Origin of the sequence: Cupriavidus oxalaticus, assembly GCF_038900635.1 — a bacterium.
In the GTDB taxonomy this organism is placed as follows: Bacteria; Pseudomonadota; Gammaproteobacteria; order Burkholderiales; family Burkholderiaceae; genus Cupriavidus; species Cupriavidus oxalaticus_B.
In genome coordinates this window covers 59,370-80,315 of the sequence record NZ_JAYMRX010000004.1, presented here as the reverse complement: position 1 = coordinate 80,315, position 20,946 = coordinate 59,370, and the positions used below count along the sequence as shown (strand labels likewise).

Annotated in this window: 21 protein-coding genes; 9 read left to right on the top strand and 12 right to left on the bottom strand. The window is 65.4% G+C overall.

From position 1 onward, the window contains the following. Positions 1 to 10: 10 nt before the first annotated feature. The 3 genes from VSR71_RS08865 to VSR71_RS08855 are packed head-to-tail and all read left to right on the top strand — an operon-like array spanning position 11 to position 2,659. Positions 11 to 724: an ATP-binding cassette domain-containing protein gene (locus VSR71_RS08865; protein WP_342913507.1), complete on the top strand. Its 714-nt coding sequence runs from the start codon at positions 11 to 13 to the stop codon at positions 722 to 724. Beyond that, complete coding sequence (locus VSR71_RS08860) at positions 721 to 1,992, top strand: ABC transporter permease (RefSeq protein WP_342913506.1); 1,272 nt, start codon at positions 721 to 723, stop codon at positions 1,990 to 1,992. The genes VSR71_RS08865 and VSR71_RS08860 overlap by 4 nt, the downstream gene beginning before the upstream one ends. A 40-nt stretch (positions 1,993 to 2,032) precedes the next feature. Continuing rightward, complete coding sequence (locus tag VSR71_RS08855) at positions 2,033 to 2,659, top strand: DUF3299 domain-containing protein (RefSeq protein WP_342913505.1); 627 nt, start codon at positions 2,033 to 2,035, stop codon at positions 2,657 to 2,659. A 210-nt stretch (positions 2,660 to 2,869) separates the two neighbouring features. Here the strand turns inward: VSR71_RS08855 and VSR71_RS08850 are convergent, their stop codons facing one another. The 3 genes from VSR71_RS08850 to VSR71_RS08840 all read right to left on the bottom strand — a co-directional run bounded on the left by VSR71_RS08850 (position 2,870) and on the right by VSR71_RS08840 (position 4,916). After that, positions 2,870 to 3,307 (bottom strand): hypothetical protein, encoded by a 438-nt coding sequence (locus VSR71_RS08850; protein WP_342913504.1) that lies wholly within the window; start codon positions 3,305 to 3,307, stop codon positions 2,870 to 2,872. 114 nt (positions 3,308 to 3,421) lie between these two features. Continuing rightward, entirely contained in the window at positions 3,422 to 3,835 is a 414-nt protein-coding gene (locus VSR71_RS08845) for a biopolymer transporter ExbD (RefSeq protein WP_342913503.1), read from the bottom strand. A gap of 592 nt (positions 3,836 to 4,427) precedes the next feature. Next, a complete protein-coding gene (locus VSR71_RS08840) occupies positions 4,428 to 4,916 on the bottom strand; it encodes an ATP-binding cassette domain-containing protein (protein WP_342913502.1) in 489 nt (162 codons plus the stop codon). 218 nt (positions 4,917 to 5,134) lie between these two features. Between VSR71_RS08840 and VSR71_RS08835 the strand changes: the two genes are divergently transcribed. Next, on the top strand, positions 5,135 to 5,947 hold the full coding sequence (locus VSR71_RS08835) for an SDR family oxidoreductase (RefSeq protein ID WP_342913501.1): 813 nt from the start codon (positions 5,135 to 5,137) through the stop codon (positions 5,945 to 5,947). 101 nt (positions 5,948 to 6,048) lie between these two features. Here VSR71_RS08835 and VSR71_RS08830 read toward each other — a convergent pair whose 3' ends face one another. The 6 genes from VSR71_RS08830 to VSR71_RS08805 form a co-directional block, all read right to left on the bottom strand. After that, complete coding sequence (locus tag VSR71_RS08830; protein ID WP_428979373.1) at positions 6,049 to 6,828, bottom strand: SDR family NAD(P)-dependent oxidoreductase; 780 nt, start codon at positions 6,826 to 6,828, stop codon at positions 6,049 to 6,051. Positions 6,829 to 6,924: 96 nt separating this feature from the next. Then, positions 6,925 to 7,896 (bottom strand): quinone oxidoreductase, encoded by a 972-nt coding sequence (locus VSR71_RS08825; protein WP_342913500.1) that lies wholly within the window; start codon positions 7,894 to 7,896, stop codon positions 6,925 to 6,927. A 58-nt stretch (positions 7,897 to 7,954) separates the two neighbouring features. Beyond that, positions 7,955 to 8,086, bottom strand: a complete 132-nt coding sequence (locus tag VSR71_RS08820; RefSeq protein WP_342913499.1) for a hypothetical protein — start codon at positions 8,084 to 8,086, stop codon at positions 7,955 to 7,957. A gap of 162 nt (positions 8,087 to 8,248) precedes the next feature. Beyond that, entirely contained in the window at positions 8,249 to 9,304 is a 1,056-nt protein-coding gene (locus VSR71_RS08815) for a 3-keto-5-aminohexanoate cleavage protein (protein WP_342913498.1), read from the bottom strand. A 93-nt stretch (positions 9,305 to 9,397) separates the two neighbouring features. Further along, entirely contained in the window at positions 9,398 to 10,462 is a 1,065-nt protein-coding gene (locus VSR71_RS08810) for a hemerythrin domain-containing protein (protein ID WP_342913497.1), read from the bottom strand. Next, the gene (locus VSR71_RS08805) at positions 10,459 to 10,767 is read right to left on the bottom strand and encodes a Rieske (2Fe-2S) protein (protein WP_342913496.1); all 309 of its coding nucleotides are present in this window, start codon (positions 10,765 to 10,767) and stop codon (positions 10,459 to 10,461) included. Before VSR71_RS08805 ends, VSR71_RS08810 begins: the two co-directional genes overlap by 4 nt. 248 nt (positions 10,768 to 11,015) lie before the next feature. Here VSR71_RS08805 and VSR71_RS08800 point away from each other — a divergent pair, with 248 nt between their 5' ends. Together VSR71_RS08800 and VSR71_RS08795 are read left to right on the top strand one after the other, a co-directional pair. Further along, the gene (locus VSR71_RS08800) at positions 11,016 to 13,715 is read left to right on the top strand and encodes a LuxR C-terminal-related transcriptional regulator (protein WP_342913495.1); all 2,700 of its coding nucleotides are present in this window, start codon (positions 11,016 to 11,018) and stop codon (positions 13,713 to 13,715) included. Between the two features lie 119 nt (positions 13,716 to 13,834). Continuing rightward, a complete protein-coding gene (locus VSR71_RS08795; RefSeq protein WP_342913494.1) occupies positions 13,835 to 15,031 on the top strand; it encodes an alpha-hydroxy acid oxidase in 1,197 nt (398 codons plus the stop codon). Here VSR71_RS08795 and VSR71_RS08790 read toward each other — a convergent pair. Continuing rightward, on the bottom strand, positions 15,028 to 16,044 hold the full coding sequence (locus VSR71_RS08790) for an AraC family transcriptional regulator (protein ID WP_342913782.1): 1,017 nt from the start codon (positions 16,042 to 16,044) through the stop codon (positions 15,028 to 15,030). The genes VSR71_RS08795 and VSR71_RS08790 overlap by 4 nt on opposite strands. 131 nt (positions 16,045 to 16,175) lie before the next feature. Between VSR71_RS08790 and VSR71_RS08785 the strand changes: the two genes are divergently transcribed. The 3 genes from VSR71_RS08785 to VSR71_RS08775 all read left to right on the top strand — a co-directional run bounded on the left by VSR71_RS08785 (position 16,176) and on the right by VSR71_RS08775 (position 18,966). Then, complete coding sequence (locus tag VSR71_RS08785) at positions 16,176 to 17,024, top strand: TauD/TfdA dioxygenase family protein (RefSeq protein WP_342913493.1); 849 nt, start codon at positions 16,176 to 16,178, stop codon at positions 17,022 to 17,024. 72 nt (positions 17,025 to 17,096) lie between these two features. After that, positions 17,097 to 17,825 (top strand): SDR family NAD(P)-dependent oxidoreductase, encoded by a 729-nt coding sequence (locus VSR71_RS08780; protein ID WP_209763581.1) that lies wholly within the window; start codon positions 17,097 to 17,099, stop codon positions 17,823 to 17,825. Positions 17,826 to 17,907: 82 nt separating this feature from the next. Continuing rightward, positions 17,908 to 18,966, top strand: a complete 1,059-nt coding sequence (locus VSR71_RS08775; protein ID WP_342913492.1) for an AraC family transcriptional regulator — start codon at positions 17,908 to 17,910, stop codon at positions 18,964 to 18,966. Between the two features lie 42 nt (positions 18,967 to 19,008). Here the strand turns inward: VSR71_RS08775 and VSR71_RS08770 are convergent, their stop codons facing one another. Together VSR71_RS08770 and VSR71_RS08765 are read right to left on the bottom strand one after the other, a co-directional pair. Beyond that, on the bottom strand, positions 19,009 to 19,869 hold the full coding sequence (locus tag VSR71_RS08770) for an SDR family NAD(P)-dependent oxidoreductase (protein ID WP_342913491.1): 861 nt from the start codon (positions 19,867 to 19,869) through the stop codon (positions 19,009 to 19,011). A 45-nt stretch (positions 19,870 to 19,914) separates the two neighbouring features. Next, positions 19,915 to 20,934, bottom strand: coding sequence for an NADP-dependent oxidoreductase (locus VSR71_RS08765; protein ID WP_342913490.1), 1,020 nt, complete (start codon positions 20,932 to 20,934; stop codon positions 19,915 to 19,917). Positions 20,935 to 20,946 lie beyond the last annotated feature (12 nt).

Genomic DNA, 20,946 nt, shown 5'->3' with positions numbered 1-20,946 from the left:
TCACTCGATCATGGAAACAAGACAACATGCAGCCACCGCGATGCTGACCGGCATCGCGTTCACTTGGCCGGGGCAGGACGCCGCCTGCCTGCGGCTGGACCGGTTCCACGTGGCCGCCGGCGAGCATGTGTTCGTCTCGGGCGCCAGCGGCAGCGGCAAGAGCACGCTGCTGGGGCTACTGGCGGGTGTGCTGGTGCCTGCGCAGGGGCGGGTCATGCTGAACGGTACGGCGTTGAACCGCCTGACCGGTACGCAACGCGACCGCTTTCGCGCGGACCATATCGGCATCATTTTCCAGCAGCTCAACCTGCTGCCGTACCTGTCGGTGCTCGATAACGTGCTGCTTGGCTGCAAGTTCTCGGCCCGTCGCCGGCAACGGACAGCGGAGCAGGGAGGCGGTCCCGCCGCCGCTGCCGGGATGTTGCTGGCACGGCTGGATTTGCCGGAACCGATCTGGAGCCGGCCGGCGGCGCAGCTCTCGGTGGGACAGCAGCAGCGCGTGGCCGCCGCGCGCGCACTGCTGGGCCGGCCCGAACTGGTGCTGGCCGACGAACCCACCTCGGCGCTCGATGCCGACCGGCAAGCCGCATTCATGGACCTGCTGCGGCACGAGTGCGGGGCGGCTGGCGCGAGCCTTGTATTCGTCAGCCATGATGCCAGCCTGATGCCGTCGTTCGACCGGCATGTTGGGCTGCCGGCCGGCACCGTCACGGAGGCGGCATGATGACCCTGACAGGCCTGGCGGCGCGCAGCGCCTGGAGCCGGCGCTACAACCTGTTGCTGATGGTGCTGGCCATTGCGCTGTCGACCGCACTGCTGCTTGGGGTGGAGCGAGTCAGGCATCAGCTTCGCGTCAGCTTTTCGCAGTCCGTTTCGGGTACCGATCTCGTCGTCGGGGCGCGGGCCAGCCCGGTGCAACTGGTGCTTGCCACGGTGTTCCGCCTCGGTGGCGTGCAGCACGACATGAGCTGGGACAGCGCGCAACGGATTGCCGCGCACCCGCTGGTGGCGTGGACCATACCGGTCTCGCTTGGCGATTCCCATCGCGGCTTTCCGGTGCTCGCCACCTCGGCGGAGTATTTCCGCCATTTTCGCTATGGCGACCGGCGCGCGCTGGAACTGGCCCAGGGCAAGCCGTTCCAGGCGGTGTTCGATGCCGTGCTGGGTGCCGAGGTGGCCAGACGCCTGCACTATCGCGTTGGCGACCACATCGTGCTCAGCCACGGCGATTCCGAAGGCCCGTTGGCCGGCCATCATGACCATGCCGACAAGCCGTTCGTGGTCACCGGGATCCTGGCGCCCACGGGGACGCCGGTCGACCGCACCGTGCATATCCGGCTCGATGGCATGGAAGCGATCCACCTGAACTGGCAGGCGGGCACGCCGATGCCGGGGCTGTCGATTCCGCCGGACCAGGTCGGCAAGTTCTCGCTGGTGCCCGAGCACATCACCGGCATCCTCGTCGGGCTGAAGCTGCGTTCGCGCGTGTTTGCGTTGCAACGCCACGTCGCCGACGATGCGCGCGAGCCGCTGATGGCGGTGCTGCCCGGCGTGGCCCTGGACGAGCTTTGGCGGATTGTCAGTATCGGTGAGAAGGGCATGCTGCTGATGTCCGCGTTGATCGTGGTAGCAGGGCTTGCGGGGCTGGCATCGTCGATCCTGGCTGCGCTGGGAGAACGGCGGCGCGAGCTGGCTGTGCTGCGCGCGGTGGGCGCGCGGCCGGTGGACCTGCTGGTCCTGCTGGCGATGGAAGGAATCCTGCTGATGCTGGCAGGTGCACTTGCTGGTTACCTGCTGCTGACGGCGCTGAGCATTGCGCTGGCGCCGTGGCTCGAAGCCAGCCTCGGCATGGCGCTGCCCGTGGCATGGCCGCACGCGAGCGAGTTGCCGTTGCTGGCGGCGATCATTGCCGCCGGCGCCATCGCCTCGCTGTTGCCTGCGTGGCGGGCATACCGGCTCAGCCTGCACGACGGGCTGACGCCATCTACCTGAGGGTCTTATGAGAAGACAAGCGGGGCGCGTATCGGCACCGGTGCTGGCCACGATCGGCATTGTCGGGGTGGTGCTGTGCGCCGGCCTAGCGCACTGGCTGCTGTCGCGGGGCGAACTGGTAAAGGAAAAGACCGTGCCGAACACGTACGCGGTCGGCCAGACACTGACGCCTCCACCAGCGTCTTCGCCAGCGGCCGGCGCAGATGCCACATATCGCGAAATCGTCTGGCAAGACTTGCTGCCGAAAGCGTGGGATCCGATGGCGCCGTTCAAGGGCCTTCGGCTCCAGGATTTGGCGGACGATGATCCCCGCGCCCGGGCCGCCCTCGACAAGGCGCGGCAATACTGGCGTGATGCGCCGGTCGAGCCGGCAATGGACGGCGTGGCGGTGCGCCTGCCGGGCTTCGTGGTGTCGCTGGACGGGGAGGGCGAAGCCATTCGGGAGTTCCTGCTGGTGCCGTACTTTGGCGCCTGCATCCATGTCCCGCCACCGCCGTCAAACCAGGTCGTCCACGTACGCACCGGCAAGCCGCTGGAGGGATTGCGGACGATGGATACCGTCTGGATCAGCGGCATCATGCGCGTGGAGCATGCCGAAACCGGTATGGGTGACGCAGGATATGCCATCAACGCTGTCCGCGTCGAACCCTATCAGCCCGCACCATGATCTGTATGCCGTGGCGCGAGACGTCAGCGCCCGGCATTTGACCGCGTCAGGCATTTGTGTGCATCTGGCGATACCCTCCGGGAGCTTGCCGGGGCCAGCGATAGCGCATGCCAGCCACCTGCTCATGGATGCGGGCTTCAGGCCCTCTGCGAACTCAATGGAGGGGAAAGGCCACCCGGGCTCTTTCCTTGCATACGGCAATACCAGCTTCTAGGATCCAACAAGTAGGTTGCCGGCCGACAATTTTTCCTTCCCGGCCTGCGCAACCGTGTCCACCGGGTTCCGAACCCGGAAATCAATCAAGGAGTTGGCGCCATGGCTGACTGCCCTTTGGAACACCCCATCAATCACCCTCACCAGCACGGGCCCAATTGCGGACACCTCGCCGTGCGTCATGAGGGACACGTTGACTATCTGCATGACGGGCACATTCATAACATGCACGGCGATCACATCGATGAGCACGTGCTTGCAATCAGCGATACCAATCCTGATCGGTGTACCCCCAACCATCAGTGCGGCGGCCATGACCCGAACCACAAGCACGGCCCTGGCTGCGGCCATGAGGCCGTACCGCACGGCGACCATGTAGATTATTTGGTTGGCAATCATCTGCATCACCCCCATGGGGATCATTGCGATGACCATGGCCCATTGTTGCTCGCCTGACATCACTGCATTGAAATAACCTTGGCAAGCAACAAACCGTAGTGGGCCGGCAAAACGATGGCGCAACAGGTGCCAGTTGGCACTGCATCGGATTCAGTGCTTCGGTTCGGTTATGAAACCGATCTTGCCGAGACCGCCATGATGCGCGGCGGCCATCACCTGGGCCACGCGCTCGTAGCGCACATTGCGATCCGCGCGCAGATGCAACTCAGGCTGCAGTTGCTGGCGCGCTGCTTCCGCGATGCGCTGCTCCAGCGTTGCCATGTCGACCTCCTGCTGGTTCCAGTACACTTTGCCTTGTGCATCGATCGATATGTGGATGTCCTGCGGCTTGGAGTCGTTGGGCTGATTCGTCGCACGCGGCAGGTCGATCTTTACCGCTTGGTTGATGACGGGAATCGTGATGATGAAGATGATCAGCAGCACCAGCATAACGTCGACCAGCGGCGTCATGTTGATCTGGCTAATCACCTCTTCATCGTCTCCGTCGACCTGTCCAAATGCCATGATGCTTTCCGACCAGCGTTAGCTAGCGACGCCGAGTTCTTGACGGCGAGCAGCATCGATGCGTCGTTTACGCGGGTGGCGCCAGTAAGGCAGAAGGGCATCACGCTGTGAGCAACCTCCTGCTACGGCCCACCTCATTGTGTCGATGGACAAACTCAAGGGGCAAAGCCCGCTTCAGCTCGGTGAGCGATCAAGGACCATCGGACCGGAACGCCAGGCGATACTGCTTGCTGAGATGGCCGAGACGCATCCGCGTCTGTGGCGTCGCTTGCGATTCGAGCTGGCCACCCCACGAAGCGATATGATAGTCGCAGCTATTCGTGAATGGTTTAGCGAGCTCAGCGCAAACCTCATTTCTTGGCACGGAACAAATCAGCGAATTATCCAGAGAATTCGACGCCCTGCGGGTGGCCATCGCCTCTTCCGTTGCCCAAGCCGTTCGCGACCTTGCTCCCGATCTGATGTGGGATTTTGTCGCGCTAGTCGAGATAGTGCTACGAACGCACAACGGAAGAGGGCTGGGAAATCAGCGTGATTTTTGACGTCGCCTGCTCCGATCTTTTCAAGTTCAGCATGCACGGAGGGGTCGAGCCTACAGGATTCGCCCGGGTGCGAAGGCCGCGGAAGGTTCCTGGTAGATCTTCTGGTCGCGGACGGGATCGATGTCGGATTGCCGGCGCACGCCGCCTTCGTCAGACGACAGCAGACCCAGCAGCACGTTGCCAAGCGTCGATTTCCCGCTGCCGCTCGGGCCGGTGACAGCGATGCGCTCGCCGGCGCGCAGCGCAAGATCCAGGCCTCGAAACAGTTCGCGAGAGCCGAAGCGCTTGCTCAGGCCGGCAGCGGCAATCACCTCTCGCCCCGTTTGCCCGCGTGGGCGCGTGGGCCACGCCGCGGGGTCCGCGGCGATCAGCGCGCGGGTGTACTTGTGCCGGGGTGTCGCCAGCACGGCATGGGCGGCTCCGTCTTCCACGATCCTGCCGCCGAGCATCACGGCAACGTCGCCGCCGAGCGCCCGCGCTACGGCGATGTCATGCGTGATGGAGCTCGAGCAGCGAGGCTTACTTCTCTTCACGACCATTGGCAGAATTAGCGATCTGCAAACCAATCCTGTCCGTCGCCATTTCGGTGTCGTAGGGGATGCAGGTTCAGAACTTCGTGATTTCCCTAGCCGCCCCGAAATGTCAAACTGGTGCCCCAGATTGTCAAAACGCTCGGCCTTGTTGCTAGATACTTGCAGAGATCGGCTGCTACGGCCCACGGTATCGACATCCGACACAAGATCGCAAGGAGATGAGCATGGAGCTAAAGGACAAGGTTGCAATCATTACGGGCGGCGGGCAGGGCGGCGGCGAAGGCATCGCGCGAGTGCTGGCGCGTGAAGGGGCCAGGATCGCCGTGGTGGACCTGAACCTTGACGCCGCCGCGCGCGTAGCTTCCAGCATCGATCCGGACGGCAAGCGTGCCATTGCCATCCGCGCCGACATCAGCAAGAAGGCCGACACGGAGGCCATGGCCCGCCAGGCGCTGGAGGCGTTTGGCGCCATCGACATCCTGGTCAACAACGCCGGCGTCGGCGGGGCTTCCGCCTTGGTGTGCGACGTCACGGAAGAGAACTGGGACCGCGTGATGGGGGTGAACGCCAAGGGCATCCTGTTCTGCTGCCAGGCGGTCATCCCTGCCATGAGGGCGCAGGGCAAGGGCAAGATCGTCAATATCGACTCCATCGCCGGCATTCGCATGGCTTACTTCAGCAGTGTGGATTACACCGCATCCAAGCATGCGGTCACGGGACTGACGCAGCATCTCGCATGGGAGCTTGCGGACCAGCGCATCAACGTCAATGCGGTGTGCCCCGGCGGCATTCTGACTCCCGCCATTGAAGCGTATGCCAGTTCGGAAAAGCGCGAGGCGCTGATCAGGCGGACGGTACCGCTGGGCAGGTTCTGCAAGCCCGAGGAGATTGGCGAAGCGGTATCTTTCCTCGCCAGCGACCGTGCCGACATGATCACGGGCCAGATGCTGGCGGTGGATGGCGGCACCCTCACGGGCTACGGCGAGGATCTGCGCGCGGTATTGCGCCAGCGGCTCCAGGAAGAACAGGGCCACTGACTTCAGCGCCATTGACTTCAGCGCAACCGGCAGCCTGTCGGCCTGACCCCATCTGAAGCGGGCCAGCGCGGCCAGGCTGCCGTCGGCAGTTCAGGGTGAATTCAATAATGGATGATGCCGGGGGTTCCTCCGCCGACCGGGATGGCTTCGCCGTTGATCGCCACGCTCAGTGGCGACGCGAGGAAGGTCACCACGCAGGCGACCTCACTGGCATCGACCATGCGGCCGAGGCTGCTCGTGCTCGCCGCCCACGCCTCGGTTGCCGCGTCGGTCTTCTCGGTGCGCGTCGGGCCGGGATGGACCGCCGTGACATTGATGCCCTTCGGCCCGAGTTCATCGGCGAGATTCTTTGTGATTGCCGCCACGCCGACGTTACGCAGCGTGGCGACGGGTCGGCCCGTATGGTAGATGGCCAGGCCGCCGATATTGATGATACGTCCCCAGCCATTTGCGGCCAGATGCGGTGCCAATGCCCGTGCGGTGCGCAGATAGCCGATGACCTTGATGTCGATATCCTCGAGGGCTTGCGCATCGACGATCTGGTCCAGTTGCGTGGCCGGCGAGATGCCGCCCGGCAATGCCGCGGCATTGACCAGGATATCGATGCCACCCATGGCTTCGATCGCTTGCTCCACCATGGCGTCGACAGAAGCCTTGTCGGCGGTGTCTACCGTGAGCGGCACGATGCGGCGGCCGGTCAGCGCCGCAAGCTCCGCGGCTGTCGCATCCAGCGCTTCCTTCCCGCGTGCGGCAAGCACGAGGTCCACCCCTTCCTGTGCGAGCTGCAGGGCAATCGTCTTGCCAATGCCGCGGCTGCCGCCAGTCACGATTGCACGCTTGCCTTCTAACTTCAGGTCCATGATTTCTCCGATTTCCAGCAATGGCTTCGGGGCGATCGTGCCAGGAGTACGTCGCCCCGTTGATCATTTTGCGTAAAGCGTACAAGGCGATGATGCCCGCGCGCCAGTACGCAACGGTTACGGCACCAGTACGGTGGCGCCGCTGGTCTTCCTCGATTCGAGCGCGCGATGCGCCTCGGCGGCATCGGCCAGCGCGAAGCTCTGCCTGGGCTCGCTCGTGATCTTGCCGGCGAGCACCATGTCGAACACTTCCTTCGCCATATCAAGCATGTGCGAGCGCGGCGTGGCGTAGTGCACCATGGCCGGACGCGTGACCCACAGTGAACCCTTGGCGGCGAGCGTGCGGCTGTCGATCTCCACCGGCCCGGAAGTCGTGCCGTTGCTGACGAGGGTGCCGCGCACCTGCAGGCAGGACAGCGATGCATCCAGCGTCGATTTGCCGATCGAGTCGAACACGACCGGTACCTTCTTGCCGTCGGTGATCTCCATCACGCGCTCGACGATGTCTTCGCGCGACGTGACGATGGTGTGCGTGCAGCCATTGGCCCTGGCGATCTCGGCCTTTTCGTCGGAGCTGACCGTGCCGATCATGGTCACGCCAAGCGCGCGTGCCCACTGGCAGGCGATCAGGCCTACGCCACCCGCCGCGGCGTGATAGAGGATGGTCTCGCCACCCTTGAGCGGGTAGACCTGGCGGAACAGGTACTGGGCAGTCATGCCCTTCATGATGAGCGTTGAGGCCGTCCGGTCGGAGACGCCATCGGGCAGCGGGATCAGAACTTCCGCTGGCATCACGCGCACGTCCGAGTAGGCGCCTTGCGGCCCGAGCAGATAGCCGACGCGGTCGCCGACGCGGATGTCGGTCACGCCCGGGCCGACGGCCTCGACCACACCAACCGCATCCGAGCCCAGGCCGTTGGGCAGTTGAAGCGGATAGTGGCCGGTGCGAAAGTAGATGTCGATGAAGTTGACGGCGATATAGGTGTGGCGGACGCGGGCCTGGCCCGGGCCGGGATCACCGACTTCGACGGTCTCAAGCTTGAGGACGTCGGCGCCACCGGTTTCGTAGAAGCGGATTGCTTTTGCCATTCAGGTCTCCTGGAGAAGAAAGTCCGTGCCGGTCCGGTGCCCGGGAAGGGGCACGGATTCATGGCTGGATGTGGTAGGTTTTGACGATGCCGGCATTGCGTTCGTATTCCGTACGCAGCGCCTGGCTGAGTTCCGGCAGGCCCTGGTCCGGCACCGGCTCCATGCCGAGCGCCGCGAACCGTTCCCGCACGTGGGGATGGCAGCGGGCATTGCTGCGGCCAGGATGACTGCGGTGGCCACCTTGCGGAATTCGAAGAGGGCGGGGCGATGGGACATGTTGGAGTCCGTCAAGGACGGGATGGCCGGCCGCCCTGGCCGCAATCGAGTCGCTGCGTCCGGGCGGCCTTGCGCATCAGGCGGCGCGCAGCGGCAGGTTCCTGATGCCGGCCTGGCGGTTGGGCGCCATGCCATGGGCGGCCAGCGTTTCTTCCACGCTGTCGTACCACGTGCCGATGCGGTAGATTTCGCGCGCTTCCTTGCCCGAGGCAATCTCGCGGCCCAGTTCCTTCGCCACGCGCACGCACTGTTCGATCTGCTGCACCGAAGTCATGCGGTTGCCGTGCTGGTCGATGATGGTGTCCTCGATGCCGCAGCGCGGGTGCAGGCCCATGGACATGGCCATCATGTTGAACGGCAGCACGTTCTTGAGCAGCGACTCGGCGGTCAGCGTGCAGCCGTCCGGCGCGCGATGCACGAAGTTGAAGAAGTTGAACGGGTTGGGACCGTCGAAGCCGCCGCCGATGCCGATCCACGTCAGGTTCAGCGGACCCTTGTAGTGGCCCGCCCGCACCAGGCGCTCCAGCGTTTCCATCGCGTGGATGCCGGTGAGCTGGAAGTGCGGCTGGATACCGGCGTTGCTGAGGCGGCGCAGGTGCTCTTCGACCCAGCCCGGGCCGGCCGGCACGGTCATTTCGCGGTAGGCTGCCTGGTAGGCAGGATGCTCCAGCGAGGTACCCTTCAGGTACTCGGGATAGAGCAGCTCCATGATGTTCATCTGCGTGGTGTTGATCGCCACCGTCACCTGGTCGGGCTTCGGGGTGAGTTCGGCCAGCATGTGGCGGGTATCGTCGGACAGCCACTTGGCGGCTTCGCCTTCGTCTTCCGGCGCGAACGAGATCGAACCGCCGACCTGGATGATCATGTCGGGCACGGCGGCGCGCACGCCGGCGATCAGTTCGTTGAACTTGGACAGGCGCTTGGAGCCCTTGCCGTCCAGTTCGCGCACGTGCAGGTGCAGCACGGTAGCGCCGGCGTCATAGCAATCTACGGCTTTCTGCACCTGCTCTTCCATGGTCACCGGGATATCTTCCGGGAAGTCCTGCGGCATCCACTCGGGGCCATACGGGGCCACGGTGATCACCACCTTGTCCTGGTTCTCCGGGTGCAGGGAATCGTCGAGAAATTGCATGGTCTCCATCCTGATGGTGAATGGCGCGTCCAGAAGCGCCCGTTTGACGGTCTTGGTTCGGTGGCCACGATTCAAGCGCGTGGCCGCGCTTTTTCACGTGGTGAACTGCATGGATCCGTCTGGCGCGTGCGAGCAAATGCGGGCCACGCAACCGACATCAGGAAGGTCGGCGAGCCACGCAAGCAGCATGTCGAAAGGGCGCTCGTCATGCCCCCCGCCGCGAGTGCCGGGCTCGGTCTTCGAGGTACGGGTATCCCTGGTGCAGTATGCGGCGTTGACCTTGTCCCAGTCCGCGTCGGTCAGGTAGCGCTGCGCCGCCGGCAGGATCACCCCTTCTTCGCGCCCCATGAACGCCCAGGCGAACTGCGCATAGTGATCGACCCGGTCCAGCAACTCGGTCAGCGGGCCGCCCTTGGCAAAACGCTCAACGGCTACGGCGAGTACGCCGACCCATTGCGCATCGCGGTCGTGCTGGCGCTCAAGCTCGTCGAGTTCGGCGTCGACCCTGGCCGTGCGCCGGCGCAGCCTGCCATAGAGGACGGCCTGCTTGCGTGGGTGGTGGCGCGCGACCGGAAATGTCTCGATAAACCGGATCATGCTCCGCATCACCGGCACGTCCGCGGTGGCGCCGTGGTCGTTCGCGGCCATCAGCATGTCCAGCCAGGCGCGCAATATGGCACTGAGGGCGCGGTGCTCGTCACGGATGGCGCGGATGGCTGGCGCTGGCGCCGGCGCTGCCGACGCGGGGTTCGGCATGGCGAATACCGGCAGGCCCGCGGCGAGCACGTCCAGGACCAGCGGTCCTGTCATCGTGCCGTGCCCGTGGGCGCCGACAAAGACCAGATCGCAGCCAGCCTCGCGCGCAATTGCGGGGATGGCCGCTTGCACGTCGTCCCCGACTGCGCCAGCCGATGCACATGGCACGCCTTGCGCCCGCGCCACCGATTCCGCCTTGCCGAGCCGTTCGCGGCTGCGGTTCCCGTGGCCGTGCGGCATGGGGGCCAGAGCCGGCGCATAGACGAACGTAATCCGTGCGGCGGCGATACGTGCCAGCTCGATGGCCCCGATGACGGTGGCCATGGATTCATCCGCTTCCTCGACCGGGACCAGCAGGTGGCGGCACGTGACGGTGTCGGCATCGGAACAAGGGCGGCTCATGTCGGCACCCCGACCAGTACGCGCCCCTGGTCAATCTTCACCGCAAACGTTGCGACGGACAGCGACGGCGCCACGACCAGCGCGCCGGTGGTCACGTCGTAGCGCCAGCCGTGCGCACGGCACTGGACGATGCGTCCGCACAAGGTGCCGCCGGCGAGCGCGGCGCCGGCATGCAGGCACGCGTTCTCGATCGCATGGACGGTGCCGTCGATATTGAACAGCGCAATGTCCTTGCCGCCGGCACGCACCGCCATCGATGCACCCGGTCTGACCTGCTCCAGCGCGCACACGTCCCTGAATTGCATCGAATGCCCTTGCGTTCCGTTTCGACCTGGACGCATGCTAGCCGCGGCACACCTTATACGCCCCCTCCGCGGAGGAGGGGGCGATTGTCCGCCAGGCCCGCCGTGTGCCTATAATGAGACACCAGATTTCGAGCCAGGCGAGCCGCCCCCAACGGCAGCGCGAAGCCACGGACACTGCATTGCCGCGCACGCAGTCCGGCATGCAGGCCCCGGCGAGTGTCGCATCCAAGCCAACAAGTACCTGCCAGATGACCCCCGTGAACGGCGGCGCCGGTGCCGCGTTTTCCGAGCTTGCGCTCAAGACCATGCCGCCGCGCGCGCCGCGGCACCTGCTTGCCCGTGCGCGCCTCAGCCTCGACAGCGAAGCGCTGCGCGACCGGCCGGCGATTGTGGTACAGGCGCCGCCAGGCTTCGGCAAGACGCTGCTGCTTGCGCAATGGCGCCGCGAGTATCTGGCGCGTGGTACTGCCGTCGCCTGGATTTCCGCGGACACGCACGACGATCCGCTGCATTTCCTGCAGTGCCTTGTGCTGGCCGTTCGTGCCGGCTGCGCGCGGCCCGGCTTTGGCCGCACCCTGCTCGAAGGCGCGGCCGCGGCGCCGGGCAGCACCGAAGGGCTGACGGCCTGGCTTGCCGAGGTGGCCCAGACATCGCTGGATCTCGTGCTGATCGTCGATGAAGCCGAACGTCTTTCGCAGGATGGGACTGCGGCATTGCTTTACCTGCTGCACAACGTGCCGCCCAATCTGCGCATCGTGGTCGCGGCGCGCGCCGGGTTCGACACCGCCGTCATTGACCTGACGGCATACGGCCAATGCACCGGCATCGGCGCGGAAGCGCTGCGTTTCCGTTTCGATGAAACCATGACCCTTGTGCGCAGCCGCTTCGGCGACCGCGTCGATGCCGACAGTTGCGCGCGCCTGTATGAGTTGACAGACGGTTGGCCGCTCGGCCTGCAACTGCTCCTGGCGGCCATGGAGCGCGGTGCCGATCCACGCAGCGTCGTCGATGCCATGGCAGCCCGCCCGGCTGATCAAGGCGAGCATCTGGTCGGTGGCCTGATTGCCAAGCTCGTCCCCGACGACGTCGCTTTCCTGACGCGCATCGCCGTTGTGGATCACGTTCATCCAGACCTGTGCCGGGCGCTGACAGGCTCTGAGCGGGCGCCTGAGCAGCTGGCGCGGCTGATCCGCGAGACACCGATCTTCGTGTCTGGCGACGACAGCGATTGGTGCCGGCTGCACGCGCTCGCACGTAGTGCCCTGCAGACTCGCCTGACCGAACTGCCACGCGCGGAGCAGGCCGAACTGCATACGCGAGCACTGCGGTGGCTCGCCGCGCGCGGCATCACCGAGGAAGCCGCGCGTCACGCACACGCGGCGGGCCAGCATGCGCTCGCCTACGAACTGGCAGGGCGCTCGCTATACGACGCCGTGATGCAGGGTCGTCTGGGTACCGTGCTCGAATGGCTGGAACGCCTGCCTGATGCGGAACTGGACCGCTATCCGGGCCTGCGCCTGGCTGCTGCCTGGGTACTCGCGCTGGGCGACCGCCACGCGGAGGCCGAGGCCCTGGTCGCGCGCATGCTCGAAGGGGCAGGTGACGATGCCGTTCTGCGCTATGAATGCGCACTGATCCTGAGCATCGCGGCCTACTACGCGGACCAGCCGGACCGTTGCCTTGCGCTGCTGGAGCCATGGCTCCAGCAGCCCGCCGTGCACGACCCGCGCCTGGCCCAGATGCATGCCAACCGCCTGGCAATGGCTGCGATCCTGCAGGGGCAGACAGGGAATGCGCGGCGCCATTTGCAGCTCGCGCCCCGCGGCGACCTGGGCGAGGGGCATCGCTACGCGGCACGCTGGGGAGAGTTCGTGTCCGGACTGAGCTATCTCCGCGAAGGGCAGGTGATGTTGAGCGAAGCGATCCTGCGGCCTGCCCTGGCAAGCGCGGAAGCCGATCTCGGCCGCCGTCATCCGCTCGCCTGCATGCTGGCGTCGCTGTTGGCCGCGGCGGTCTACGAGTGCGGCCGGGTCGACGAAGCGGGTGCGCTGCTCGCCAACCGGCTGGACGTATTGGAGCGGTCGGGCACGGCCGAGACGTCGTTGCTGGCCTACCTGAGCGCGGCGCGCGTGGCCGCCGTGCAGGGCGTCGAGCACCGCGCGCTCGATCTGCTCGAAGCCCTGTACGCGGTGGGCGTGGCGCGCGGGACGCCGCGGCTTTGCATTGCGAGCGTGGCGGACCAGGTGCGCATGCACGCCGGGCGCTTCCGTGCCGAGACCTGCAGGGCCCTGATCGTCCGCCTTGACGAACTGGTCGCCGGGGCCGAGGCGGGCCACGGCCCGCTGTGGTGCCGCGACGTGGCGCTGACGCAGGCCATGGCGCACGCCAACGCGGCGATCGCCGCCCAGGACTGGCCGTCTGCGCTGGCTGCGCTGCACCGCGCGGCGCCTGTGGCCGAGGCCATGAAGCTCGGGCGCAAGCGTATCGAGATCATTGCGCTGGAGGCGTTCGTGCGCCATCGCGGCGGAGAGGACAGTAGCCGGCTCATGCAGGAAGCCATGAACCTTGCGCAGACCTATGGCCTGGCCCGCACCTTCCCTGACGCGCATCCCGCGCTGGCCGACTGGGCCAGCCGCCTGGTGGAGGAGGGGGGCGCGGAAGCGGGCGCCGGCCAATCCCTGCCAGTGGCGCGCATGCCGCGCCGTGCGGAACGCCCGGTGACGGAGCCGCGTGCCGTGGCCACCACGGTGCTGACGCCGAAGGAACGCGAAGTCCTTGAACTGCTGGCGCGCAATCTCTCCAACAAGGAGATCGCGCAGGCCATCGGCGTGGGCGAGGTCACGGCAAAGTGGCATGTGAAGAACCTGTTCGGCAAGCTCAGCGCCGGCACGCGCAAGCACGCCGTACGGCGCGCCCAGATGCTGGGGCTGCTGGAAGGTCTCGAGTAGTCCCGTCCTTTCGTGTCTGTTTCTCCCCCCTCCTTCGCGCAGGGGGCGCATCTGGCCGCCTGCTTCGGATAATCGGAAAGCCCCGACCACGGTGCTCCAACCGAACCTGACTCGTGCCCATGACACTGAAACGCAGACTCTATAGCGGCCGCGAGGTGCGGCGTGCCCAGAACATTGCCGAGCTGCGCGCGATGGCGGCCGCACGGCTGCCCAACTTCTGCCTGGAATACCTGGAGGGCGGCGCGGACGATGAGTTGACCCTGCATCGCAACCGCGCCAGTTATGACGCCATCGCTTTCACGCCGCGCACACTGGTCGACGTCTCGGTGCGCGATCCCGGGTGCACGCTGTTCGGCGAGCGCATTGAAATGCCCGCGGTGATTGCGCCAACCGGCTTCAACGGACTGCTCGCGCACGAGGGCGACCTGGCGCTCGCCGAGGCCGCGCGGGAAGCCGGTATCCCGATGTGCCAGAGCATGGTCTCGACCGTCGCACTCGAGCGCGTTGCCGAAACCGGCGTACGGCACTGGATGCAGATTTATCCGTTCAAGGACCGCGAGAATCTCGCCGGGATTGTCAGGCGTGCCGAGGCGGCGGGTTCGGAAGCCATCGTCGTGACCACCGACGTGCCCCTGCTCGGCAACCGCGAATGGGACCGCCGCAACTATCGCGCGCCGATGAAGCTGGATGTCGCCAACCTGGTCAATGTTGCCATGCGGCCCAAGTGGTGGTGGGACGTGCTGGTGCCGCACGGTATGCCGCGCTTCTGCAATCTCGGCGACATCCTTCCACCGGGCCAGGACGATGCGCGCAATGCGGCGACTTTCCTGTCAAGGCAGATGGATCCCTCGCTGAGCTGGCAGGACGTGCAGTGGCTGCGCGACCTGTGGCCGCGCAAGCTCATCATCAAGGGCATCGTGCGGCCCGACGATGCTTTGCGGGCCCGTGCGCTTGGTGCCGACGCGCTGGTCATCACCAACCACGGCGGCCGCCAGCTTGACAGTTGCGTGGCGCCGATCGAGGTGCTCCCCGAGATCCGGGCGGCGGTTGGCCCCGGCATGACGCTGATCGTCGACAGCGGCCTGCGGCGCGGCGGCGATTTCGTCAAGGCTCGTGCGCTCGGGGCCGATGCGGCGATGTCGGGCCGCGCCACGCTGTATGGCCTTGCGGCTGGCGGCAGGGCCGGGGTCGCGCATGCGCTGGCGATCCTGCGCGCCGAGATCGACCGCACGCTGGGACTGCTGGGCTGCCCGGCGCTTACGGATCTGGGGCCGGACTGGGTCAGCGGGGCCGCCGCGATGCGCGGCGCCGCCTAGCGCGTACTTTCCGGCACCGGTTGCTGACGGCGCCACGCCGACACGCTGCAGCCGAAGCGCGTGGAAAACCACCTGGAGAAGGCGCTGGGCGAGGAAAAGCCCATCAGGATCGCAACGTCCGACAACGGTCGTTCGTTGTGCTTCAGGTATCTCGTGACGAGTTCGACCCTGACTGCATCGACGACGGACAGGTAGTTCTGCCCATAGGAAGCCAGATGGCGGTGCATCGTCTTGCGGTCGATGCCAAGCTGCCGGGCCACCTGTTCGGCCCCGCACTCGCCAGTGGGCAGCAACGCGAATACCAGCTTCCGCACTTTGTCCGGCATGGTGTAATCGGATTGTGCCAGCTTGGTATCCAGGTATTCGCGCGCATGACGCCCCAGCGCCGCATCCGACGCCCCGCCGGCCACGTCGAGATCCTTGGCGGACAGCAGGATGCCATCGAAGTCCTGGCGGAATCGCACCGGCACACCGAACAGGCGCCGATGCGTGGCAAGGCTGGCTGGCGCAGCATGGGTGAAGCAGACGCTGTGCGGCCTCCATGTCGTTCCCGCAAGCAGCTTGAACAACCGGAACCAGAGGCAGATGACGAACTCCGTCGATTGCCGCATGGAACCTTCCACGGACACCAGTAATTCAAGCCTGACAACCGCGCTGTCTCCGACCTCCTCGATGCGCAAATCGAGCGCTTCATTGAGCAAATGCAGATAGCGCGCCATGGCAACCAGTGCGTTGCGCAGGGTGGCGCCCTCGCGCATCACCACCCACAGGGGCCCCAGCGTTGTCAGTTGCCGGGCTTCTGCCACGCGCAGCCCAATGTCTTCCAGGCCGGCAAGCTGTGCCGAATCTTCCAGCAGTTGCATGACCGACTTCGCCGGCACCCGCATTTCCGGGTCCACCAGGGCCGTGGGGCTGATACCTGCTTGTCGCAGTTGCCGGTAGGGATCCTGGCCGAGCTGGCGGACCACGTCGACAAACTCCGTCAGGTTCACATGTTGCAGTAGCGACGACATAGGAGTTCCCCCAAGGTGCCCCAAAATGTAAAGTCGCTGCCCCGGAATGTCAACGCATCGCTCGCCAGTTCTTCAATACTCTGCAGCGATGCTTTTGCTTCGCCTCTACCTACAATCTTCCGGAGTCGGCCATGCGAGTCGAGCCACTTACCTGTTCCATCGGCGCCGAACTGGTCGGCGTCAGCCTCGCCGACGCGATCCATGATGAGGGCGTATTCGCCGGCATTCGTGAAGCGCTGCTCAGGCACCGTGTCCTGTTCTTGCGCGATCAAGACATCACAGCCGGCGAGCACGTCGCCTTTGCCCGCCGCTTTGGCGAACTTGAAGACCATCCGGTAGCGGGCAGCGATCCCGAGCACCCGGGCCTGGTCCGCATCTACAAGAGTCCCGACGAGCCCACTCCGCGATACGAGAATTCCTGGCACACGGATGCCACCTGGCGCGAGGCTCCGCCGCTTGCCAGCATCCTTCGCTGCCGGGAGTGCCCGCCTGTCGGCGGCGACACCATGTGGACCAATATGGTGCTGGCCTACGAGAGCCTGCCGCAACATATCAAGGACCAGATTGCCGAACTGCGCGCACGCCACAGCATCGAAGCAAGTTTCGGCGCGGCCATGCCGATCGAAAAGCGCCTCGCGCTGAAGGCCCAGTTTCCGGACGCTGAGCATCCCGTCGTACGGACACATCCCGAGACCGGCGAGAAGGTGCTGTTCGTGAACGGCTTTACCACCCACTTTACGAACTTCCATACGCCCGAGCGCGTGCGCTTCGGGCAGGACTTCAACCCGGGCGCCGCTGACTTGCTGCGTTACCTGATTACGCAAGCCTACATTCCCGAGTACCAGGTGCGCTGGCGTTGGACCCGTAACAGCGTGGCGATCTGGGACAACCGCTCGACCCAGCATTACGCGGTCATGGATTACCCGCCGTGCCATCGCAGGATGGACCGGGCCACGGTGATCGGGGACCGCCCGTTCTGAGCGACACGCCCGGGCATAGTGCCCTGATTCCTTCCCCCCATTGCAACGCAAAGCGAGACTGAGAGACCGACAATGAGCCAGATCGACCCCAACATGCTCAAGGACAAGGTGGCCGTGATCACCGGCGCGGGCCGCGGCATCGGACGCACCATTGCACTGGCGTATGCCAGCGCCGGTGCTGCGGTGGTATGCAGCGCCCGCAGCGAGGCCGACATCGCGCAGACAGCCGCGCTGATCCGCGAAGCGGGCGGCCGGGCCATTGCCCAGACCGCCGACGTGGCGGACTACGAGACCGTCGCGACGCTGTTCCAGCGCGCCAGCGATACCTTCGGCGGTGTCGATATCGTGGTGGCCAATGCCGGTGTCGCGCTCGAGCAGCGCAAGATCGCTGACGGCGATCCCGCGCTCTGGCGCAAGACCATCGATATCAACCTGACCGGTGCCTACCACACCGCCCATGCAGCCATTCCCCATCTGCGCCGTCGTGGGGCCGGCAAGATCATCATGATCGGCTCGGGCCAGCGCAAGCGGCCGGCCGCGGGCTTTTCGGCGTACTCATGCTCCAAGAGCGGCCTGTGGATGCTGACCCAGTCGCTGGCGACGGAGCTGCAGGAAGACAACATCAGCGTCAATGAGCTGATACCGGGGCCGGTCAGGACCGACATGACGCGCGATGTTCCCGTGCCGCCCGGCGAATGGTTCAAGGATCCCGCGGATGTTGTCCCGCTTGCCCTGTTCCTGGCCGGCATGCCTGATTTCGGGCCCAGCGCGCAGAGCTATAGCCTGATGCGCCGCGCCTGACGCCAGACGAGAGTTAGACACCGTTCCCGGGACAACCAAAGGCTGCAATGGCCTTGCAGCCGCTGCCCGCGTAAGGAGGCCCATGAGCCGTTTAGTCCGTAGTGCCACGCTGTCACGCTATACCGAGGTGGCCCGCTCGGTTGGACTGGATCCATTGCGGATCCTGGCGGAAGTGGGGCTCCCCAAGACCTGCTTGGACGCCGGCGACAACCTGGTCTCCGCCAGCGCAGTCTGCCGGCTTCTCGAAAAGTCCGCGGCAACTTCCGATGCCGAAGACTTCGGCCTGCGCCTGGGGGAAGGCCGTCAACTATCGGTACTCGGGGCCCTCGGCATGGCCGTGCGAGATTCGCGGACGCTGCGCGATGCGCTTCGTGCGATGATGCGCTACATCACGCTGCACAGCGAGGCTCTGTTTCTCGACGTGGAAGAACGGGAGGGCGCCCTTGTCATCCGCGTGTCGCTGATGGTCGAGCATTCCGGATCGACACGCCAGGCTGATGAAATGGTAGTGGTTTCGCTTTACCGGATGATTCAGGAACTGATTGGTCCAGGGTGGCGCGCGCGGCGTATCTGCTTTTCGCATGGCGCCCCAAGAAATCTGGCATCCCACGTGCGCGTGTTCGGCAAGTCCGTGGATTTCGGTTGCGACTTCAACGGCATTGTCGGCGAGCTGAGGGACATGGACGCAGTGCCGCGCTCCGCGCGCCCGGAGCTGGCGCAGTACGCGCATGCCTATCTCGACTCACTGACTGCGCGTGCGACCCCGTCCATGACCGAAAAAGTCCGGCGCATAATGCTGTCCTTGCTCTCCTCGGGAAACTGCAACGTGGAACGGGTTGCCAGCCAACTCGGCGTCGACCGGCGCACGGTCCACCGTAAGCTGCTGCGGGAAGGCACGACCTTCAGCAGCATTCTCGACGAGGTCCGTACCTCGCTGGCGGTTCAGTATCTCCGGCATTCGGAACGCCCGGTCAGCTACGTGGCCGTGTTGCTCGGGTTTTCGGTGCAAAGCGCGTTTTCGCGCTGGTTCCGCGACCATTTTGGCTGCAGCCCCAGTGCATGGCGCAGCGATGGCATGCGGCCGGCGGCGCCCGTTCCACGGCAACAGCTGGTAGCGGCGGGCCCTGAGCAGCGCGTGTAGCACGGCGTTGCTCACGCCGCCCGCTCAGGAGGATGAGATGGATCACGTCGTGGGCACTCCGGTGGTGATGGCGGGCGCGCGTTCCAGTGCATCGAGAATCCGCGCGAAGCGCGCTTCCAGGCGCGGCCGCATGCGCGTTGGCGTGAAGATGTAAAACTCGCCTGCCTCAATCGCCGCCAGCGCCTGGCTGGCCACCAACTCCGGCGCCGTACCAGCGGCAACGGTGGCCCTGAACGATTCGCTGGCATGGCTCGAGCGTTGGGCGATCGGGGTCTTCACTGGGCCAGGACAAAGCACGGATACGCCAATGCCGGTGCCGCGAAGCTCCTGCTCGAGTGCCTCGGAGAGGGCCACCACGCTGTATTTCGTCGCCGCGTAGGCCCCCATGGGAAAGTCGCCGTTCACCCAGAAGCCCGCGCCTGACGCCGTGTTGACGAAGTGCGCGGGCTCGCCGTGCCGGCGCAGCAGCGGCAGGAAATGACGGATGCCGTGAATCACGCCAAACACGTTAATGCCGAACGCTCGGGTCCAGTCCTGCTCGGACAGCCACGCCAGTTCACCGCTCATGTCGATGCCGGCATTGTTGAAGACCAGATGGATGCGTCCCAGCTTCGCTTCGAACTCTGCTGCCGCATCGCGCACGTCCGCATCGGAGGAAACATCCAGTACGCGCGTGCAGATGCGCCTGCCGGTCGGCGCGAGGCGCTCGCGTGCAGCGTCAAGCCCGTGCGCGTCGATGTCGGCCAGCGCAAGGTCGGCACCGCGCGCCGCCAGTGCCTCGGCCAATGCCAGGCCGATGCCGGACGCGGCACCGGTGATGATTGCCGTCGTGCCCTGAAAGTCTTGCAGGCGAGGGCGGGCGTCCGCCCGGGAATCGTTGCTGTCTATGTCTGGATGAATCATGGGATATTGGCGGTGAAGCGGTGCGGGGCTGCGCGGCTGCGGCCCTCAGCCGATTGCGGATTCCGGAGCAAGGCGGACAAGCTGCTTGCCGATGTTCTTGCCGGTAAACAGGCGGTTCAGGGCGGCGGGCGCCTGCTCGATGCCGTCAACGATGTCGACGCGGTACTTGAGCAGGCCGTCCCTGACCCATTGCGCCATGACTTCCACGGCTTCATGGAACCTCGAACGGTAGTCGGCAATGAGGAAGCCTTCGATGCGGGCGCGTTTCATGATGACGTTGCGGAACATCTTCGGGCTCCACCAGTCACCGCTCGCGTTGTAGGTCGAGATCATCCCGCAAAGGGCGATGCGAGCACCGGGATTGATCAGCGCCAGCACGGCATCCATGGTGTCGCCGCCCACGTTCTCGAAATCGACGTCGATGCCGTCCGGACAGGCGGCGCGAAGATCGGCAAGCACGTTGCCCGCCTTGTAGTCGACACAGGCATCCAGGCCAAACTCTTCCCTGACGAGCTCGCATTTGCCCTGGCCGCCCGCAACGCCCACCACCCGGCAGCCGAGTATCTTGCCGATCTGGCCGGCGATCGAGCCGACGCCGCCTGCTGCGGCCGACACCACAATGGTCTCGCCAGCCTTGGGCCTGGCAATGTCTAGCATGCCGAAATAGGCGGTCATGCCGGAGTTGCCCAGCACGCTCGCATAGGCATGAAGGGGCAAGCCATATTCCACCGGGACGCGCCGGGCAGTCCTCGTTACCGAATACTCTTCCCAGGCCATGCCGCCTTCGACAAAGTCGCCAGGCTTGAAGTCGGGGTGATGGGACTCGACGACCACGCCCATGGTGACGCCGCGCATCACCTCGCCAAGCGAAACCGGGGCCATGTACTGGTCGATCTCGCTCATCCAGACGCGGTTGGTCGGCGCCACCATGAGATAGATGTTGCGCACCAGGATCTCGCCATCCCCCGGTCGTGGCAGCGCTGCCTCCACGAGCTGCAGATCGTTGTCGCCGATATCGCCGACGGGGCGCTGCCTGAGGATCCAGCGCCGGTTCATTGTCTTCATGCTTGCTCCTCC